The organism is Pelomonas sp. SE-A7, from assembly GCF_030345705.1.
Taxonomy (GTDB): Bacteria; Pseudomonadota; Gammaproteobacteria; order Burkholderiales; family Burkholderiaceae_C; genus JAUASW01.
The window spans coordinates 2908353-2927408 of the sequence record NZ_JAUASW010000001.1 but is presented as its reverse complement, the minus strand read 5'-3'; the positions used below and the strand labels follow the sequence as shown (position 1 = coordinate 2927408).

Below are 19056 nucleotides of genomic sequence, written 5' to 3'. Positions count from 1 at the left end.
GCTCGCGCGCCACGGCCCGGCCGTCTTGAACGATTGCGACACAATGCGCCGCACCATGATGGAAGACGGCGCCCGCCTCTGGCTGCCCCCGCTGAGCCTGGCGGGCTGCGTGCGGGCCGGCTTTCTGCGCGACACCCGCGGACTCGCCCTGCAAGGCGAGGAGCTGGACACCTACTACCCGGCCTCGCCCCTGGTCGTGCTCACCTGGACCTGGGGCGGCTCGGCCGAGTGGCTCGGCACGCCCGGCTTCGTGCCGCCCTCGCCGGGCTTCCGGGTCTGGCCGGTGGGCCTGAGCGGGCCGGTCACCGGGCCCTGCCATCTGCGGGTGGCGGCCGAAGGCGTGCATGGCCTGCAGCTGATGTTCCTGCCGGATGCCTTTCGGGCCCTGACCGGGATTGAGGCCGGGCCCCTGGTCAACCGCTGCGTCGATGCGGCCACGCTGCTGCCGCCGGAATGGCAGGCCTGGGCCGTATCTTTGGCCGGCTTGAGCAACGACGACGCCCGCCTAGCCGCCATCGAGGCCTTCATCGCGCCGCGCTGGCAGGCGCTGGCGGCTTCGTCCCATACCGGTCAGCGCTACAGCCAATGGCTGGAGGCCCTGGCCGTGCGCGCCGCCGGCAGCACCGCCGGGCGCAGCCTGCGGCAGTTCGAGCGCCGCATCAAGACCTGGGCCGGCATTCCCATGCGCGAGCTGCGGGCCGTGTCGCGCGGCGAGCAGGCCTTTCTGGCGGCCGTCGCCGACGGCCCGGCGCCCTCCTGGGCCGAGCTGGCCGTCGAGGCCGACTATGCCGACCAGTCGCACCTGTGCCGCGAGACCCGCCGCCTGACCGGCTTCAGCCCCGAGGACCTGCGCCGCCGCATGCGCAGCGAGCTGGCCTTCTGGCCCTACCGGCTCTGGACCTGAGTCCGCGTTAACCAGGGCTTGCTCGACCGGTTTCTTTATGTGACTATTTGGTCACCTATGAAGACCGACGAACTCGACGCCACCTTCCACGCGCTCGCCTCCGAGCCGCGGCGGCGCATGCTGGACTGGCTGGTCCGGGAGCCCGGCTGCAACGTCGGGCGGCTGTGCGAATGCTTCGAGGGCGAGCTCAGCCGCTTCGGCGTGATGAAGCATCTGCAGGTGCTGGAGCGCGGCAACCTGGTGATCTCGCGCCGCGAGGGCCGCGAGCGCCTGCTGTGGTTCAACGCCGCGCCGCTGCAGCTGATCCACGAGCGCTGGACCACCGAGCTGAGCGCCTACTGGGCGCCGCGCCTGACCGCGCTGAAGTACGCGGCCGAAGGCGCCGAGGTCCATTCCCTGTTTCCTGCCACCTCCCAGAGGAGTTCCCGCAAATGAGCAACGACCGCCTGTTCCGCATCACCATAGAAGCGCCGATCGAGCGCATCTGGCGCGAGCTGACCAAGACCGACGAGGCCCAGGGTGCGGTCTTCAACGCCTGGCTGCACACCACGGTGCTGGGCCCGGGCGCGCCGCTGCAGATGCGCACCGGCACCGGCAAGAACGTGATCGTCGATGGCCGGGTGCTGGTCTGCGATCCGCCGCGCCATTTCGCCCACACCCACCGCTTCACCCAGCATGACGACCCGGTCTGCGAGGTGCATTACGAGCTCAAGGAGCTGGGCGGCGGCCAGGTCGAGGTGGTGCTGCGCGTGGTCGGCCTGCCGGCGGGCACGGCCACCGGCAAGAGCATGGAGAGCGGCGGCGACTTCATCCTCAAGCACCTCAAGTTGCTGGCCGAGGGCCGCGGCCTGCCGTTCTCCACCAGGCTGATGTACGGCCTGATGGGCGGCCTTGAATTCATGTTGCCCAAGCGTTGCCGCAGCGACCACTGGCCGCTGCAATCCGGTGCCCACCCAGGAGACTGAAGATGGCTGATCCCCAACAAGCGCTGCTGACGCAGCTGAAGAACATCCAGACCCGCAGCGGCAAGAGCATCGCCCAGCTGCTGGAGGCCCTGGCCGCCAGCGGCAAGACCAAGCACGGCGAGAAGCGCAGCTGGCTGATGGAGCAATACGGCCTGGGCCACGGCGATGCCAACACCGTGGTGCATTTCGTCGACAAGCCGCTGCCGGCGCTGGACGGCTCGGTGCCGGCGGCCGCCGCGGCCGAGCCGGCGGGCGATCCGCTGGACGCGATCTACACCGGCAAGAAAGCAGCGCTGCGGCCGCTGCATGACGCGCTGATGGCCCGCATCGCAGCGCTGGGCGGCTTCGAGATCGCGCCCAAGAAGACCTACCTCAGCCTGCGCCGCAGCAAGCAGTTCGCCATGGTCGGCCCGGCCACGGCCACCGAGGTCGAGGTGGGCCTGAACTGCAAGACGCTGGAGGCCCATCCGCGGCTCAAGCTGCTGGCGCCGGGCGGCATGTGCCAGGCCACGACCCGCATTTCCAGCCTGGCAGAAATCGATGACAGCTTGATGAGCTGGATCGCGCAGGCCTATCAGGCCGCGGCCTAGGCCCGCTGGCTAGAATCCGCGCGCCTCGCCCGGCCCGGATCAAGCAGCACCGGACCGTCCACCCCCTGTTGCGGGGTGGTCGCGGCGGCAATTCCCGATTGTTCGGGGCCCGGACTGGTGACAGAGTGGCGGGCCCTAGCCCCCGTGCCCGGATCCGCTACCCGCCCATGCTGCCCGCCCATCACCGCTCCTGCCGCCCTGCCCGCGGCTTCACCCTGCTCGAACTGCTGGTGGTGATGGTCATCATCGGCCTGCTGGCCGGCTATGTGGGTCCCAGGTTCTTCGGCCAGATCGGCAAGTCCGAGGTCAAGGCCGCCCGGGCGCAGATCGACGCCCTGTCCAAGGCGCTGGACCAGTACCGCATCGATGTGGGCCGCTACCCGGCTACAGAGCAGGGCCTGAACGCCCTGGTGCAGCGCCCCGGCGACGAGCCGCGCTGGGCCGGCCCCTACCTGAGCAAGGCCGTGCCGCAGGACCCCTGGCACCACGACTACGTCTACCGCTCGCCCGGCGAGCATGGCGACTACGACCTGCTGTCCTACGGCCGCGACGGCCGTCCGGGCGGCGAGGGCGAGGACGCCGACCTGGTGAGCTGGTAAGCAGCGGTACCGGCGGCGAAGGCCATGCCCGAATTCCAGGTCAAGCTGTTCCAGGCCGGACAGGCGCAGACGCGCCGGGTCCAGGCCAGCGACCGCCAAGCCGTGGCCGCGGTCCTTGGCGTGCCGCCCCAGCATGTGCTGGAGGTGGTGGAGATCGAGCCGGCCGAGGCCAGTCCGCGCCGCCAGCGCCGCCGCTTCCCCTTGCAACTGTTCAGCCAGGAGCTGGCCGTGCTGCTGGACTCGGGAATTCCGCTGCTGGAAGCCCTGACCACCTTGCGTGAAAAAGAGGCTGTGGCCGAGGTGCGCGCCGCGCTGGAAGCCGTGGCCGAGCAGGTCCAGCTGGGCCAGCCCTTGTCCACCGCCTTGCGCAAGCAGCCCCAGGCCTTTGACGAGCTGATGGTCGCCATAGTCGCCGCCAACGAGCGCACCGGCCAGCTCAGCCTGGCCCTGGCCCAGCATTCGCGCTACCTGGCCTGGGTCGAAGCCCTGCGCGCCAAGCTGATCGCCGCCTGCGTCTACCCGGTGCTGCTGCTGGGCGTGGGCAGCGCCGTCATCCTGTTCTTGCTGCTGTTCGTGCTGCCGCGCTTTGCCGGCATCCTCGACGGCCTGGGCGACCAGTTACCGCTGGGCTCGCGCCTGCTGATCACGTTCGGCCAGACCGCCGGTGCCCATCCCTGGCTGGTGCTGGCCGGCATCGCGGCCTTGATCGCCGGCTTCGTCGCGCTCTTGCGCCATGCCGGCCTGCGCCAGCGCCTGCAAGCCGCCATGTGGACCCTGCCCGGACTCGGCCCGCGTCTGCGCGTGCTGGCCCTGGCCCGGCTGTACCGCAGCCTGGCCATGCTGCTGGGCGCCGGCGTGCCGGTGCTGCCGGCGCTGGAGATCGCCCGCGGCGTCGTGGCCGCGCCCTGGCGGCCCCAGGTCGAGGCGGCGGCCGAGGCGGTGGCGCGGGGCGAACGATTCTCTGAGGCCCTGGAGGCCCAGGGCCTGGCCACGCCGGTGGCGCGCCGCATGGTGCGCGTCGGCGAACGCAGCGGCGAGCTGGCCACGATGCTGGAGCGCGCGGCAGCCTTCCACGACGACGAGGTCGTGCGCCTGACCGAGCTCCTGACCCGCGCCATCAACCCGGCCCTGATGCTGGTGATGGGCGTGCTGATAGGCGGAATCATCGTGCTGATGTACTTGCCCATCTTCCAACTTGTAGAGCAGGTGCAATGACGGATCTCACCTCGCTCAACCACTGGCTGCCGGCCGAGCAAGGCCCCTGGCACCTGGACTTCGAGCGCTGGCCGCAGGCCCAGGCCCAGCGCTGGCGTGCCGTGCTGGCCGTGGGCGCCAACGGCAATGCCGTGCTGCTGGCCGAACGCGAGGCCGACCTGATGCTCCTGCAGAGCGCCGAGGCGCGTTTGCAGCAGCCCATTGCCTGGAAGCGCTGCGAGCCGGTGGCCATCGAGCATTGGCTGGGCGCGGGCGAGGCCGATTTCCGGGCCCTGTCCGATGTCGAGGACGATGCCGGCCTGCTGGGCGACAGCGGCGGCGCCGCCACCGAGGAGCTGTCGGCCCTGCGCCTGTCGGAGCAGGCAAGCCCGGTCGTGCGCCTGCTCAATGCCCTGCTGTACGACGCGCTGCAGGACGGCGCCAGCGACGTCCACATCGAATGCACGGCCCGTGGCGCCGTGGTCCGGCTGCGAATTGACGGCGTGATGAGCACGGTGCGCCAGGTCGAGGGCGCGGCCGTGGCCGAGCAGCTGGTCTCGCGGCTCAAGGTCATGGCCGAGCTCGACATCGGCGAGCGCCGCCTGCCGCAGGACGGCCGCTTCAAGCTCAGGGTGCAGGGCCGCGAGATCGACTTCCGTTTGTCCATCATGCCCAGCGTGTTCGGCGAGGACGCCGTGGTGCGGGTGCTGGACCGCGCTCGCATCGAACAGTCGCAAGGCCAGCTGACACTGGACGCCCTCGGCTTCGACGGCGAGGAGCGCGCCGCGATCCGCGCGCTGGCCCGCCAGCCGCACGGCATGCTGCTCGTCACCGGCCCCACCGGCAGCGGCAAGACCACCACGCTGTACGCCACGCTGGCCGAGATCCATACCGGCCAGGACAAGATCATCACCATCGAGGACCCGGTCGAGTACCAGCTGGCCGGCGTGGTGCAGATCCCGGTCAACGAGAAGAAGGGCCTGACCTTCTCGCGCGGCCTGCGTTCCATCCTGCGCCACGACCCGGACCGGGTGATGGTGGGCGAGATCCGCGACGCCGAGACCGCCCAGATCGCGGTGCAGGCGGCGCTGACCGGCCACCTGGTGTTCAGCACCGTGCATGCGAACAATGCCTTCGACGTGATCGGCCGCTTCATGCACATGGGCCTGGACCTCTACAACGTGGTCTCGGCCCTGAACGCGGTGCTGGCCCAGCGGCTCCTGCGGCTCAACTGCAGCCACTGCTCGCGCACCTGGCATCCGCCGGCCGAACTGCTGGACCGCCACGGTCTGCGCGACGAGGGCCAGTTCAAACGCGGCGAGGGCTGCGGCCATTGCCGCGGCAGCGGCTACCGCGGCCGGCGTGCGGTGGCGGAGCTGCTCAAGCTAGACGACGGCCTGCGCGACCTGATCGCCGCGCGGGCTCCGATGTCTCAGATCAAGGAAGCCGCGCGCAGCCGCGGCATGCGCTCGCTGCGGATGATGGCGCTGCAAAGCGTGGTCCGCGGCGAGACCAGCTTCGAGGAACTGGAACGTGTCACGCTCGAAGACTGACTGGCTTTCCATCGCCGCCTGGCGCCAGCGCCTGCAGGCCCGCTTCGCTCGTTCGCAGCAGCTGTGGCTGCAGGAGGACGGCCAGGTGCGCCGCCTCGACGAAGGCACGGTCGAACCCTGGCAGGACTGGCTCGCCGGCCATGCGGGCTCGGCCATCGAGCTGATTGTTCCGGCTGCCTTGCAGCATCAACTGGTCTGCGAGACCGGCCTGCCCTTGAACGACGAACCGGCCGTGGCGGCCTATGCCCGCCAGCAGTTCGGCCACTACTTCGGCGCGGCCGCCCAGCGCTGGGCCATCGCGCCCTGGCGCAGCGGCGAACGCAGCGGGGCGGTGGCTCTGCAGGGCGTGGATGCCGAGGCCCTGCAGGCCTCGAGCCATGCGGCGCGGGTCGAGTTGCGGGCCATACGGCCGGCCTGGTCGGCCGCCTTGCCGGCCCTGGTGGCCGAGCATGAGGACTGGATGCAGGCCGAGCGGGCCGCGCTGGCCTGGGTCGAGGGGCCGCTGCTGGTCTGGGCCCGCTTCGAGCAGGGCCAGTGCGTAGAGCTGCGCCATCTGCGGCTGCGCGAGGCCACGGTCGAGGCCCTGGCCCAGGCGCTGGACATGCTGCCGCTGAGTGAGAACCGGGTCCTGCTGGCCGGTTTCGGCGTGGCGGGCGACGCCTCGGCGCTGCGCGGCGTGCAGCTCCATGGTCGTATCGATTCGTCGCGTGCCGAGGCCGCGTTGTTCGAGGCGGCACCGGCTCGCCAGTCCAGACTGCCTTCGCCTGACTTCCTGAGTGCGCGTCCTCGTCCATCGCCTTTGGCCTGGCCGGTGGCGGTGACTGGCGCCCTGGTGCTGGCCACGGCTGCAATGTCGGCCTTTGAAAGCCACCAGGCGATGCAGAAGGCCGGCGAGCACCTGGCCCAGCTGCAGCAGAAACCGCAGCCGCGCCGCAGCGCATCGACGGCGAACGCGGGCAAGACGACGCGCCAAGCCGAGCCCGACCAGCGCAGCCTGCGCGAGGCGCAAGCCCTGCTGGCCAAGGACTGGCAGGCCTCGCTGATCGCCCTGGAACGCAGCGGCGCCCAGGCGCAAGTGCAGTGGCTAGCCCTGGACCTGCAGGCCGGCCGCGGCGAGCTGCGTCTGGAAGGCCTGGCCGCCGACAAGGCCATGGCCCTGCAGGCGGCCGAGCTCTTGAGCCGGCAAGGCCTCTGGAGCGAATTGCTGCTGGCCCGCTTGCAGGCCGATGCGGCCGGTGGTGGCCAGCGATTCGAGCTGGCCGGCAAGGGAGGCGCCCGATGACCATCAAGGCCTACCTGACGAGCCTGCGCCGCTTCGGCTGGGTCGGCGGCTTCGGCGCGCTCTGCCTGCTGATCTCGGCCGTGCTGGCCTGGGGGCTGGCACCGCGTTGGGACAGCAAGACCGCCCAGCTCGAAGCCGATATTGGCAAGCTGCAGCAGCGTCTGCGCGTGGAGCAGGCTCGCGGCCAACAGGCGGCGGCCGTCGAGCTCAGCGGCCCGGCCTGGCTGCAGTCCTTGCCGACCGCCGAGCTGCGCCAGCAGCGCCTGGCCGATCTGCTGGACCTGGGCCTCAGGCAGGGCCTGGTCGCGGCCCGCACCGAACACCGCCTGACCAGCGATGCCCTGAGCGGCCTGGAGCGACTGCGAATCACCATGCCGCTGAACGGAACCTATGCCCAGCTGCGGGCCTACATCGAGGCCGCCTTGCTGAAGGACCCGGCGCTGAGCCTGGACGGCCTCAAGCTGCGCCGCGCCTCGGCCCAGACGGCCGAGATGGAAGCCGAGCTGCAGTGGTCCTTGCACAGCCGCCTGGCCGGAGGCGCGCGATGACCAGCAAGAGCGCTATCACGCCGCGCCAGTACCTGCTGGCTGGCGCCCTCGCAGCGACTGTGGCGGCCACGATGTGGGCGGCCCAGCTGGAGAGCGACGAGAACGTCGCGCCCGCGGTGGCTGGCACGCGCCGCGCCGCGGCCAAGGCGCCCGCTCCCGGCCCAGCCGCCAGCGATACGGTGTCGGGCAGCGGCGGCCGCCAGCCCTGGGCGCCGGTCGAATCGCTGGCCGCCTGGGCGCCGCCTCCCCCGCCTCCTCCGCCGCCGGTCCAGGCTGCGGCGCCGGCCGCACCGGTCATGCCGCAAGCGCCCGCCTTCCCCTACCAGCTGATAGGCCGGATGGAAGAGCAGGGCGGCAAATCGCAGGCCCTCTTGTCCAGCCCCAACCGCACGCTCAGTGCCCGGGTCGGCGAAACCATAGACGGCCAATGGCGGGTCGAGCGCATCGACGCCCAAGGCCTCGCCCTGATCTGGCTGCCGGCCCAGCAGCCCCAAACCATTTCCTTCAGGCCCATCCCATGAGAGAAGCTGCTGCCTTCGCAAGTCCGCTGACTCGCCTCCTTCCCTTGCTGGCCCTGGTGCTGGCGGCCTGCGGCCATCCGGCGCTGCGCGAGGCCGAGGAACTGCGCCGCGGCAACCAGCTGCCGCAAGCCTGGACCGTGCTGGACCAGGCGGCCCGCCAGAACCCCGGCGACAAGGAACTGCGCCTGGCCCAGGCCCGGGTGCGCGAGCAACTGGTCAATCAGCTGCTGATGCAGATCGAAGGCCTGCGCGCCGCGCGCCGCTGGGAGGCTGCCCTGCAGCTGGTGGCTCGGCTGCGCGAGGTCGATCCCAAGCAGCCGCGCCTCGAAGGCCTGGAGCAGGAGCTCGCGCGCGGCCAGCGCTATGAGGTCCTGCTGCAGCAAGGCCAGGCCCGGCTGCGCGAAGGCAGGCTGGAGCAGGCCGAGCAGCTGGCGCGCCAGATCCTGATCGAGACGCCCTCCCATCCCGGCGCCAAGCTCTTGATGAGCCAGGTCGCGCAGAGCCGGCCGCTTGAGGGGGTGGGCAGCGAGCTGGGCCCGGCCTTTCAGAAGCCGGTGACGCTGGAGTTCCGCGAGGCGCCACTGCGCCAGGTGTTCGAGGCCCTGGCTCGCTCCAGCGGCATCAACTTCGTGTTCGACAAGGATGTGCGCGCCGACGCCAAGGTCACGGTCTTCCTGCGCAATGTGACGCTGGACGAGGCCATGCGCATCGTGCTGACCACGCAGCAGCTGGACCGCAAGCTCTTGAACGAAAGCTCGGTGCTGGTGTTCCCCAACAACGCCGCCAAGCAGCGCGAGCACCAGGAGCTGGTGACCCGCACGCTGTACCTGACCAATGCCGAGGCCAAGCAGGTGCAGGCGCTCTTGCGCACCATCGCCAAGGTGCGCGACATCCACATCGACGAGCGGCTCAATCTGCTGGTGGTGCGTGACACGCCCGAGGTGATGCGCCTGGTGGAGAAGCTGATCGCCTCGGTGGACCTGCCCGAGCCCGAGGTGATGCTGGAGGTCGAGGTGATGGAGCTGGCCAGCGACCGGCTCGACTCCATGGGCCTGCAGTGGCCCGAGACGGTGCAGTTCGGCCTGCCCGGCGTGGCCGCCGGCTCGCAGGTGCTCCTGAACCAGCGCGACAACTTCCGCGGCAGCATCGTCAACCCGGCCCTGCTGGCCACGGTCAAGGGCACGGCCGGCAATACCAATCTGCTGGCCAATCCCAAGATCCGGGTGCGCAACCGCGACAAGGCCCTGGTCCACATCGGCGAGAAGCTGCCGGTCTTCACCACCACCTCCACCGCCAACGTGGGTGTGTCGGCCAGCGTGCAGATGCTGGACATAGGCCTCAAGGTCGAGGTCGAGCCCACGGTGCAGCTGGACGGCGACGTGACCATCAAGGTGGGCCTGGAGGTCAGCAACCTGATAGGCCAGGTGCCGGGCCCCTCGGGCTCGGTGGCCTACCAGACCGGCACGCGCCGCATCAACACCTCGCTGCGCCTGGCTGACGGCGAGACCCAGATCCTCGCGGGCCTGATCAACGACGAGGACCGCCGCAAGTCCAACGGCGTGCCGGGCCTGGCCTCGCTGCCGCTGCTGGGCAAGCTGTTCGGCCTGCAGACCGATACCCGCAACAAGACCGAGATCGTCCTGCTGATCACGCCGCGCATCCTGCGCAACCTGTCCCTGCCCGACGCCGCGCAGGCCCAGCTGCCCTCGGGCACGGACGCCCTGCCCGGCGCCTTCTCCACCTTGCTGCGTCCGCAGGCCAAGGCGGCCGTGGGCATGAGCAATGCGTCTGGCAGCGCCGGCGCGGCACCGCGTCAGGCCGCCGAGGCCCAGGAAGCGCGGGTGCAGCTGGACGTGACGCCGCAGGTGGCCGTGGGCGGCACGGTGTCGGTGGCGCTGAAGAACGACAGCGGTCTCGCAGTCCGTGGCGAGATCGAGTTCGACCCGGCGCGGCTGCAGCCGGCCGTGGGCAATGCCAGCGGCACGCCGGGCCGCATCCCCTTCGAGATGGTGCCGCGCGGCGGCCATGTGCTGCTGCTGCGACCGCAGCCCGGCACGGCGGGCCAGGTGCTCAATGTGTCGGTGGTCAACCTGACCGCCAGCGGCGTGAATGGCGAGAACGCCACGGTGCGGCTCGAAGGCAGCGGCATGGTGGCCGTCGAAGCGAGCAAGTGAGCCAGGCATGAAGCAGGGGCGCGGCTTTACCTTGGTCGAGATGCTGGTGGTGCTGGCCATCGTCGGCGTCCTGGCCTCGGCCGCGCGGCCCTTGCTGATCTACTCGGTGCAGCGCAGCCAGGAGTTCCAGCTGCGCGAGGCCCTGCGCCAGCTGCGCGGTGCACTCGATGCCTACAAGCGCGCCAGCGACGCCGGCCAGATCGTGCGTGCGGTCGATGCCTCCGGCTATCCGCCCACGCTGCGGTCTCTGGTCGAGGGTGTGCCCGACCAGAAGTCGCCGCGCGGCGAGAAGATCTATTTCCTGCGCCGCCTGCCGCGCGATCCCTTTGCCGAGCCTGGCGTGGCGGCCGAAGAGACCTGGGCCCTGCGCGCCTACGAAACGCCGCCCGATGCGCCGCGGGCCGGACGCGATGTGTTCGACGTCGCCAGCCGTTCGGACCGCAAGGCGCTGGACGGCTCGCGCTACCGCGATTGGTGAGCACCTCATGAAGCACAACGCGCGCGGCTTTACCTTGATCGAGCTGATCGTCGTGATGGCGATCGTGGCCCTGCTGGCCGGCCTGGTCGCGCCGCGCTATTTCGCCAGCCTGGAGCGCTCGCGCGAGGTGGCGCTCAAGACCTCGCTGGCGACGATGCGCGACGCCATCGACCAGTACGCGGCGGACCGCGGCCAGTACCCCGATTCGCTGCAGGCCCTGGTCGATGCCCGCTACCTCCGCGGCGTGCCGGAGGACCCGGTCAGCGGCAAGCGCGACTGGCTGGAGCTGCCGCCGCCGAACGACGCCATGCTGAAGGGCCAGCTCTTCGATGTGCGCAGCAGCGCGCCGGGCCGTGCCAGCGATGGCCAGCTCTATGCGGACCTGTGAGCGCTCGGCGCCGAGGGCGCGCGGCTACAGCTATCTGGCGCTGCTGTTTTTCGTCGCCATCACCTCGGCGGCGCTGGCGGCCCTGGGCCGGCAGTGGAGCATCGCGGCCCAGCGTGAACGCGAGCGCGAGCTGGAGTTCCGCGGCCATGAGATCCGCCGCGCCATAGAAGCCTATCTGGCGGCCACGCCGGCCGGCCAGGCCGGCGTGCTGCCACGCGAGCTGGACGACTTGCTGGTGGACCGCCGCGGCATGCACGAGCTGCACCACTTGCGCCGCGCCTATGTGGATCCGTTCACCGGCCAGGCCGATTGGGAACTGCTGCCGGCGCTGGACGGCCGGCCCGGCTTCCTGGGCGTGCGCAGCCGCTCCGACCAGCTGCTGCTGTCGCGCAGCAAGCCCGATCAGGACGAGGCCGAGCGGGCCAGCAGTCGCGTCTACATGGCGCGCCCGGCCCTCGGCGCTCCCGGCCAGGCGGTCGCACCACCGCAGTAGCCGCCCATCCCCCCGAGTTGCGGGGCGGGCAATAACGGATGTACGCCACGGGCGCAGTCCGCACAATCCGCCCGGAGTCGATCTCGGCCTGGGAAGTACCGAAGCTCGACCAGAGGACTGCCGGTCCGCCCTCCAGAACAAACCGCCCCTGAGCGGGGATGCGGGCCCTGGCAGATAGGAGACGCCGTCGCAGCAAGTGACGGTAACAAGAGGGATTACTGATGCGATCGATATCCAAGAGCGCCCTGGCGCTGGCTGCCGCATGCCTGTTCGGCAGCGCGGCGGCGGCCCCGACCACCACCTATGGCATTGAGTTCGAGGGTTCCGACGTGAGCCTGCGCTCCTTCGGCGCCAAGCAGGGCTTTGCCGAAGGCCGCTTCGCCTTCACCGCCACCGATCCCTGGAACGGCCAGGGACTCGTCGGTGCCGGCATCTCTGGTGCCAGCAACTGCGAGTACATGATCTGCCCCAGCCGCGGCTCGTCCTACTACGGCGTCTTCAATGACGGCGGCCTGCTGATGGAAGGCCGTGACGGCCAGAGCTTCCAGCTGAGCGGCTTTGCGGCGGCCTTCATTGCGCCGGCGTTCGACTACAGCCTGGTCGGCCAGGTCGGCCGCCTGCTGGTCGCCGGCACCACGGCCGATGGCCTGTTCAACCAGAGCTTCGAACTGCAGGGCCTGCGCGAAGACGGTCGTTCCGCCTTTGCCAACTACAGCTTCGATGCGGCCTTCCAGCAGCTGCAGCTGAGCAGCGTGCATTTCAGCGCCTGCATCTACGACGAGAACCATGGCTGCGCCAACGACGCCAGCTACAACCTGGCGCAGTTCGGCCTGGACAGCATCCAGGTCGTGCCCGAGCCGGGCAGCCTGGCCCTGCTGGGCCTGGGTCTGGGTGCCGTGGTGTTCTCCAACAAGCGCCGCCCGCGCGTCCAAGCCTGAGGAGCGACCATGATCAAGAACAACAAGCGTCCCTCCGCCCTCACGCTGCTGAGCCTGGCCGCCCTGGCCCTGATGGCTGGCGCCGCCTGTGCCGATGACGACACACGCCGGCCCTATGTGGTCCAGCTGGCCGATGCGCCGGCCGCCTCCTATGCCGGCGGCGTGGCCGGCCTGGCTGCGACCAAGCCCGCCAGTGGCTCGCGTCTGAACCTGAGCGCCAGCGCGGTGCAGGACTACATCCGCTATGTCGAAGCCAGGCAGGACCAGGTGCTGGGCAATGTCGGCACGGTCGAACCCCTCTACCGCTACTCGCTGGTGTTCAATGGCTTCGCCGCCATGCTGACCGATGCCGAGGCTCGCTCGCTCAAGAGCAACCCGGCGGTGGCCGCGGTTGAAGTCGACGTGCCGCGCGCGCTGGACACCAACTACACGCCGACCATGCTGGGCCTGAACGCCCCTGGCGGCCTGTGGTCGCAGCTGGGCGGTACCGCCGGTGCCGGCGAGAACGTGGTCATTGGCGTGATCGACGGCGGCGTCTGGCCCGAGAACCCCTCGTTCGCCGACCGCGTCGACGAGCAGGGCCGTGCCACGCATGATCCGGCGGCACGCGTCGCCTATGACGCGCCGCCGGCCAGCTGGAAGGGGGCCTGCGAGGCCGGCCAGGCCTTCGACCCGGCTCGCCACTGCAACAACAAGCTGATCGGCGCCCGCGTCTTCAACAAGACCTTCCTGCAGGAAATCGCCAAGGCCAGCCAGTCGGTGCACACGGCCGAATTCCTCTCGCCGCGCGACAACGGGGGCCACGGCACGCACACGGCCTCGACCGCCGGTGGCAATGCCAATGTGGTGGGCGTGATCGGCAACGGCCAGGCGCCGGTCAACGGCATCTCGGGCATGGCGCCGCGTGCCCGCGTGGCCGTCTACAAGGTCTGCTGGACCCGCTACAACGCGGCCACGACCTCGCCCGACCCGCGCTGGCCCGGCTACCAGAACGGTTGCTACAGCTCCGACTCCATCATGGCGATCGAGCAGGCGATCAAGGACGGCGTGGACGTGCTGAACTACTCGATCAGCGGCTCCAGCACCAACGTGGCCGATTCGGTCGACGTGGCCTTCAAGGCCGCGGTCGATGCCGGCGTGTTCGTGGCGGCCTCGGCCGGCAATGCCGGCCCGGCCAATACCGTGGCCCACCTGGCACCCTGGATGACCACGGTCGGCAATTCCACGCACGACCGCATCTTCATGGGCACGGTCGAGCTGGGCAGTGGCGCCAAGATCGACGGCGCCTCGTCCAATGCCTTCAGCGCCAGCGCCCCGCTGGTCCATGCCAAGGATGCCGGCGTGGCCGGCCTCACGGCCGCCGAGCAGGGCTTCCTGGCTCAATGCTTCGGCGACCTGGATGCCACCAACGCCAGCCTGGGCTGGACCAAGCGCAGCCTGCTGGATCCGTCCAAGGTGGCGGGCAAGATCCTGGTCTGCGACCGTGGCAACAACGTGCTGGTCAACAAGAGCGGCAATGCCAAGACGGCGGGCGCCACGGGCATGGTGCTCACCAACGTGGCGGGCTTTGCCGACACGGTGATCAACCAGGCCCATGTGCTGTCCACCGTGCACATGAGCACCGCCAACGGCACGGCGCTCAAGGCCTACATGGCCGCCAACCCGGGCACGGCCAGGGCCTCGCTGGGCAATGTGCGCGGCGAACGCGACCCCACGCTGTCGGCCCCGGCCATGGCGGACAGCTCCTCGCGCGGTCCGAACCAGGGCAACCTGAACATCCTCAAGCCCGACCTGACCGCGCCCGGCAGCTCCATCCTGGCGGCCTACACGCCGGACTACACGGTGGCCGAGCATGATGCCATGATCGCCAGCGGCCAGGCCGGTCGCGCCAACTGGGACCTGCTGAGCGGCACCTCCATGTCCTCGCCCCATGTGGCGGGCCTGGGTGCGCTGCTGATCCACAAGTACCCGGACTGGTCGCCGGCGCGTGTGCGTTCGGCCCTGATGACCACCGGTCGTCAGGTGGTCAACACGCTGACCGGTGTCCAGCAGGGCAACCTGCCCTGGGGCCGCGGCGCCGGCTTCGTCCAGCCCAATCTGGCGGCCGACCCCGGCCTGGTCTATGACCTCTCGTCGGACGACTACAACCGCTTCCTGTGCGGTGTCGGCCAGGCGGGCGTGGTGGCCTCGGTCAACCTGCAGCCGGGCATCAACTGCGCGACGCTGGGCTCCATTGCCGCCACCGACCTGAACCTGCCTTCGCTGACGGCCTCCAACGTGCTGGGCACGCTGACGCTGAACCGCAAGGTCACCAACGTCGGCAACAACACGGCCACCTACAACGCCACCAGCAGCCTGCCGGGCTTCACGGTGCAGGTCACGCCGGCCACGCTGACGCTGGCGCCGGGCGAGTCGGGGAGCTACCAGGTCAAGCTGACCCGCAGCACGGCGGCCCAGGGCGCCTGGCAGTTCGGCGAGCTGCTGTGGAGCGACGGCGTCCACAACGTGCGCAGCCCGCTGTCCGCTCGGGCCAACCTGGTCGCGACCCCGGCGCTGCTGCGTTCCACCGCCGCGGCAGGCAGCAAGCAGTTCCCGCTGGGCACCGGCTTCGACGGCGCGATCACGGTGGTCAAGGGCATGCGGCCGGCCAGCATCAGCGCCGGCACGGCCACGGGGGTCAATACCGGCGCTTCGGCGGCCGTAGGAGCGGCCTGCGTGGCGGGCAACACCGAGTCGGTCAAGGCCTATCCGGTCAGCATTCCGGCCGGCACCCTGGTGGCGCGCTTCTCGCTCTACGGGTCGGAAACCAGCGGCTACGCGGCCGGCAAGTACGACGACATGGACCTGGTGATGGTCAACAGCGCAGGCACCGTGGTCGGCTATGCCGGCGTGGCGGGCAGCGACGAGACCATCCAGCTGACTGCGCCGGCGGCCGGCAACTACAAGGTCTGCGTCGTCGCCTACCAGCATGCCACCGGAGCCAACAGCACCAGCTACAAGCTGAACGCCTGGGTCGTGCAGGGCAATACCTCGGATGCCACCGGCAACCTGAACGTGCTGATGCCCTCGCGGGCCTATGTGGGCCGCACCGCCTCGGCCAGCATGAGCTGGTCGGGCTTGTCGGCGAACAGCCGCTACCTCGCGGCCGTGGGCATCGTGCCGCCGGGCCAGAGTGCGGTGGCCGCCACGACGGCCCTGCTGGTCGAGACCGGCAGCGCCTTGCCCGAATCGGCCCAGGTCAACGGCAGCCGCGGCAGCGGTGAGCAAAGCGAGTGATCTAGCAAGCAGTAGAAGCGGTCAGCCGCAGGCCGCCATGTCGCGAGGCATGGCGGCCTTTCTGTTGGCCTCGTGGATTCAGCGGATCAGTTCGGCGCCGCGCGCCGCGCTGCTGCGCAGTTCACAGCGCGATGGCTTGCCTGGCTTGCAATAGGCGCCGGGGTCCGCAACCACGGCGCAGTCCGACACCATGCCGCTGCGCTGGGCCTCGGCCTTCTCGGCGGCGGCCTGGCGCTGGGCCAGGTCCTTGATGCGGGCTTCGCTGCCCTGCTTGCTGGACCAGGCCAGGTAGCCGGCCGGTCCGCCGCAGGCCTTGTGGCCGACGGCCAGGCTGCGGCACTGGGCGTCGCTGTCGCAAACGGCCTCGCCGATCTCGGCCTTGAGCTGCGCATGCAGGCTGCGGGCCTCGCTGGCGGAGGGTGGCGGCGCGGCGCTGCAGGCGCTGATCAGCAGGGGCAGCAGCAGGAACAGGGGAGGGTGGTGCAGGCGTGGCATGGGCCGATGCTGAGGCCTGCTCCGCTGGCTGGCAAGCCGGAGCTTGTTAGCATCGCGCCGTGCCGACCCAGCTCCTGACACCCCGCTTCGCCCTCGCTGCATGGCTCGGCCTTGCCGGCCTGCAGCCAGCCCTGGCTGCTCCGCCGGCCACAGCGCCCGCTTCGGCGCCTGCATCGGCAGCCGCGTCTGCGCCGTCGCGCAAGCCGTCGCCCGACTGCCCGGGGCTGCCAGATCCGGAAAGGATCCTGCAGGCCTTCAATGTCGCGCGGGCCACGCCGCGTGTCTGCACCGGTGAATCGCCGATCTCGGCCGGCCCCTTGCGCTGGGATGCGCGATTGTTCAGCAGCGCCAGGATCTCGGCCGAGCAGATGTCCGACCGAGGCCGCCTGAGCCACACCGGCGCCAGCCTGCGCGAGCGCACCGGCCAGGTCGGCTACCGGATGCGGCTGGCCGGCGAGAACCTGGGCGTGGGACACCGCGACCTGGCCGGCGTGCTCGCGCATTGGCTGGACAGCCCCGAGCATTGCGCCAACCTGATGGACGACAAGTTCCAGGACATGGCCCTGGCCTGCGTGGCCGGCGGCCCGCCCTACGAGCGCTACTGGGTGCTGCTGCTGGGGCGGGAGCAGGGGCAGGGGCGCTGAGGCCGAGCGGGCTTCAGATCCACCCCAGATCAATCGCCCTCAGCACCGCCTGCGTGCGGTCCCTGACGCCCATCTTGGAGAACACCGTCGAGCAGTGGTTCTTGATCACGCCCTCGCTGTTGCCCAGCAGGGCGGCGATCTCGGTGTTGCTGCGGCCGCTGGCCACCAGGCGCAGCACCTGCAGTTCCTTGGGCGAGAGCGGGTCGGGCTGGGGCGTGGCGCTGAAGGCGCGTTCGCCGCTGTGGCGCTCGATGCGCTCGGTGATCAGGGGGCGCAGCGCCGTGCCGCCGCCGGCCACGTCGCGCAGCGACTGGGCCAGCACCTCGGGGCTGGTGGCCTTGAGCAGGAAGCCGCGGGCGCCGGCCGAGACGGCCTCGTCGAAGGCGGCGCTGTCGTCGAAGGTGGTCAGCAGCAGCACCGGGATCTTCAGCGCCCGCGCGGCCAGGGCGCGTATCAGGCCCACGCCGTCCATGCGCGGCATGCGCATGTCCGACAGGATCACGTCGGGCAATTGATCGGCGCTGGCAGCGGCAATCCATTCCATGGCCACGGCGCCGTCGGCGGCTTCGCCGACCAGCTGGATTTCCTCATGCAGGGCCAGCAAGCCCTTGAGGCCCTCGCGGACCAGGTGCTGGTCCTCGACCAGCAGCAGCTTGATGGGATTGGGATGCGTGTGGGTGCTCTTGCTCATGGCTGTTTTGGGGCGTTGGTCACGCCGCTCGGGGGCAGTGCAATTCAATTTCAAAGCCCGGCTGCAGGACCTGCGTCTGCAGGCTGCCGCCCAGCTCGCTCATTCGTTCGGCCATGCCGTTGAGCCCGTTGCCGGGCTTGAGGGCAGCGGCGCCGGTGCCGTTGTCCTGCACGGTCACCCGCACCTGGTCGGCATCGGGCGCCGCCAAGCATATGCGGATTTCGGTGGCGTGCGAATGCCGGACCGCGTTGGTCACGGCCTCCTGCACGCAGCGCAGCAGGGCATGGGCGGCGCGCGGACCAAGGTCGCGGGCCTCGGGCGCAATGGCCAGCAGGATGCGCGGATGGCTGATGCCTTCGGCCAGGGCCTGCAGGGCGCTGCTGAGGTCGATGCGCTGGGCGCTGCGCTCGGCCGAGACGGCGGCCCGCACGTCGGCCAGCATGGCAGCCGCCCCTTCCTGGGCGCGCGACACGGCGAGGGCGGCGCCGCCGGCGTCGTCGCGCTTCAGCAGGGCCGAGCCCAGCTGCAGCTGCAGGTTCAGGGCGGTCAGGTGGTGGCCGACCACGTCATGCAGCTCGCGCGCCATCAGCTGGCGTTCGGCATAGCGCATCTGCTCGGCCTGCCAATGCTCGGCGCTCACCCGCTCGGCCAGCATGACCTGCAGCCAGCGGCGCTTCTCGGTCTCGGCAGCGGCCATGCGGCCCAGGCCGAAGGCCAGGCCATGCAGGGCCACCAGGGCCATCAGCTGCGACAGGGCGTTGATCCAGATCGGCAGCTCCGAGTTCAGCAGTTCGGCGCGCTGGCTGTCGCTGGGCAGAAGCAGGTAGAGCAACAGGCCTATGACCACCTGGGCCAGGCCGAAGCCCAGGGCCTGTCGGCTGCGCAATTGCACCGAGGCCAGGGCGGTGACCAGGAAGGGCAGGCCCGGCGTCACGGCCAGGGCCAGGGCATTGAGGCCGATCAGGCCGGCCAGCGCATGGCGGGGCGGCAGCTCGTCGGCCTGCTGGGTCAGGCGCCAGCAGCCGTAGGCGAACAGGGCCAGCAGGGCCAGGCAGGCCAGCAGCAGGCCCAGGTCGTCGCTGGCGCCGCCGAGCCGGCGGTAGAGGTTGGGCAGGATGCCGTCGTAGGCATCGGTGCGGCGACCGGCCAGGGCGGCGCCGGCGGCGATCAGCTCAAGCAGGCAGACCGACAGCGCGGCAATGCGCAGCACGACCCCGGGGCGGGACATGTGCTGGAGCAGGCGTTCAAATCGTTCCACGTTGCGCAACTGCAAAAGCCGCGAAGAATGCCAGGGGCCTGACTTTGTGCTCCGTGCCGATCGTC

General features: G+C 70.4%; 20 protein-coding genes. 17 read left to right on the top strand and 3 right to left on the bottom strand.

What is annotated here, in order from left to right:
* Positions 1-43 precede the first annotated feature (43 nt).
* From QT382_RS13215 to QT382_RS13140, 16 genes are all read left to right on the top strand, one after another.
* Entirely contained in the window at positions 44-904 is an 861-nt protein-coding gene (locus QT382_RS13215) for a helix-turn-helix domain-containing protein (protein ID WP_289254493.1), read from the top strand.
* Positions 905-961: 57 nt separating this feature from the next.
* On the top strand, positions 962-1339 hold the full coding sequence (locus QT382_RS13210) for an ArsR/SmtB family transcription factor (protein ID WP_289254492.1): 378 nt from the start codon (positions 962-964) through the stop codon (positions 1337-1339).
* Positions 1336-1869, top strand: coding sequence for an SRPBCC domain-containing protein (locus tag QT382_RS13205; RefSeq protein ID WP_289254491.1), 534 nt, complete (start codon positions 1336-1338; stop codon positions 1867-1869). Before QT382_RS13210 ends, QT382_RS13205 begins: the two co-directional genes overlap by 4 nt.
* Positions 1870-1871: 2 nt before the next feature.
* Positions 1872-2459, top strand: coding sequence for a DUF5655 domain-containing protein (locus QT382_RS13200; RefSeq protein WP_289254490.1), 588 nt, complete (start codon positions 1872-1874; stop codon positions 2457-2459).
* 167 nt (positions 2460-2626) lie between these two features.
* Positions 2627-3058, top strand: coding sequence for a type II secretion system major pseudopilin GspG (gspG, locus tag QT382_RS13195; RefSeq protein WP_289254489.1), 432 nt, complete (start codon positions 2627-2629; stop codon positions 3056-3058).
* 24 nt (positions 3059-3082) lie between these two features.
* Positions 3083-4273, top strand: coding sequence for a type II secretion system F family protein (locus tag QT382_RS13190; RefSeq protein ID WP_289254488.1), 1191 nt, complete (start codon positions 3083-3085; stop codon positions 4271-4273).
* On the top strand, positions 4270-5805 hold the full coding sequence (locus QT382_RS13185) for a GspE/PulE family protein (RefSeq protein WP_289254487.1): 1536 nt from the start codon (positions 4270-4272) through the stop codon (positions 5803-5805). Before QT382_RS13190 ends, QT382_RS13185 begins: the two co-directional genes overlap by 4 nt.
* Complete coding sequence (locus QT382_RS13180; protein ID WP_289254486.1) at positions 5786-7087, top strand: hypothetical protein; 1302 nt, start codon at positions 5786-5788, stop codon at positions 7085-7087. Before QT382_RS13185 ends, QT382_RS13180 begins: the two co-directional genes overlap by 20 nt.
* Positions 7084-7635, top strand: a complete 552-nt coding sequence (locus QT382_RS13175; protein ID WP_289254485.1) for a hypothetical protein — start codon at positions 7084-7086, stop codon at positions 7633-7635. The genes QT382_RS13180 and QT382_RS13175 overlap by 4 nt, the downstream gene beginning before the upstream one ends.
* Complete coding sequence (locus QT382_RS13170; protein ID WP_289254484.1) at positions 7632-8156, top strand: hypothetical protein; 525 nt, start codon at positions 7632-7634, stop codon at positions 8154-8156. The genes QT382_RS13175 and QT382_RS13170 overlap by 4 nt, the downstream gene beginning before the upstream one ends.
* The gene (locus QT382_RS13165; protein WP_289254483.1) at positions 8153-10330 is read left to right on the top strand and encodes a secretin GspD/PilQ domain-containing protein; all 2178 of its coding nucleotides are present in this window, start codon (positions 8153-8155) and stop codon (positions 10328-10330) included. Before QT382_RS13170 ends, QT382_RS13165 begins: the two co-directional genes overlap by 4 nt.
* Positions 10331-10337: 7 nt before the next feature.
* Positions 10338-10808 carry a type II secretion system protein gene (locus QT382_RS13160; protein ID WP_289254482.1) on the top strand — a complete coding sequence of 157 codons (471 nt, stop codon included), beginning with the start codon at positions 10338-10340 and terminating at the stop codon, positions 10806-10808.
* 7 nt (positions 10809-10815) lie between these two features.
* Entirely contained in the window at positions 10816-11196 is a 381-nt protein-coding gene (locus QT382_RS13155) for a type II secretion system protein (RefSeq protein ID WP_289254481.1), read from the top strand.
* The gene (locus QT382_RS13150) at positions 11183-11689 is read left to right on the top strand and encodes a type II secretion system protein (RefSeq protein WP_289254480.1); all 507 of its coding nucleotides are present in this window, start codon (positions 11183-11185) and stop codon (positions 11687-11689) included. The genes QT382_RS13155 and QT382_RS13150 overlap by 14 nt, the downstream gene beginning before the upstream one ends.
* 221 nt (positions 11690-11910) lie before the next feature.
* Positions 11911-12627: an NF038120 family PEP-CTERM protein gene (locus QT382_RS13145; RefSeq protein ID WP_289254479.1), complete on the top strand. Its 717-nt coding sequence runs from the start codon at positions 11911-11913 to the stop codon at positions 12625-12627.
* A 9-nt stretch (positions 12628-12636) separates the two neighbouring features.
* On the top strand, positions 12637-15903 hold the full coding sequence (locus tag QT382_RS13140) for a S8 family serine peptidase (RefSeq protein WP_289254478.1): 3267 nt from the start codon (positions 12637-12639) through the stop codon (positions 15901-15903).
* Positions 15904-15981: 78 nt separating this feature from the next.
* On the opposite strand, the gene QT382_RS13135 is transcribed toward QT382_RS13140, so the two are convergent.
* A complete protein-coding gene (locus QT382_RS13135) occupies positions 15982-16398 on the bottom strand; it encodes a hypothetical protein (RefSeq protein WP_289254477.1) in 417 nt (138 codons plus the stop codon).
* Between the two features lie 59 nt (positions 16399-16457).
* On the opposite strand from QT382_RS13135, the gene QT382_RS13130 reads away from it, so the two are divergent.
* Entirely contained in the window at positions 16458-17042 is a 585-nt protein-coding gene (locus QT382_RS13130; RefSeq protein ID WP_289254476.1) for a CAP domain-containing protein, read from the top strand.
* A 13-nt stretch (positions 17043-17055) separates the two neighbouring features.
* Here QT382_RS13130 and QT382_RS13125 read toward each other — a convergent pair whose 3' ends face one another.
* The gene (locus tag QT382_RS13125) at positions 17056-17733 is read right to left on the bottom strand and encodes a response regulator (protein ID WP_289254475.1); all 678 of its coding nucleotides are present in this window, start codon (positions 17731-17733) and stop codon (positions 17056-17058) included.
* A gap of 19 nt (positions 17734-17752) precedes the next feature.
* Complete coding sequence (locus QT382_RS13120; RefSeq protein ID WP_289254474.1) at positions 17753-18961, bottom strand: sensor histidine kinase; 1209 nt, start codon at positions 18959-18961, stop codon at positions 17753-17755.
* Between the last annotated feature and the right edge of the window lie 95 nt (positions 18962-19056).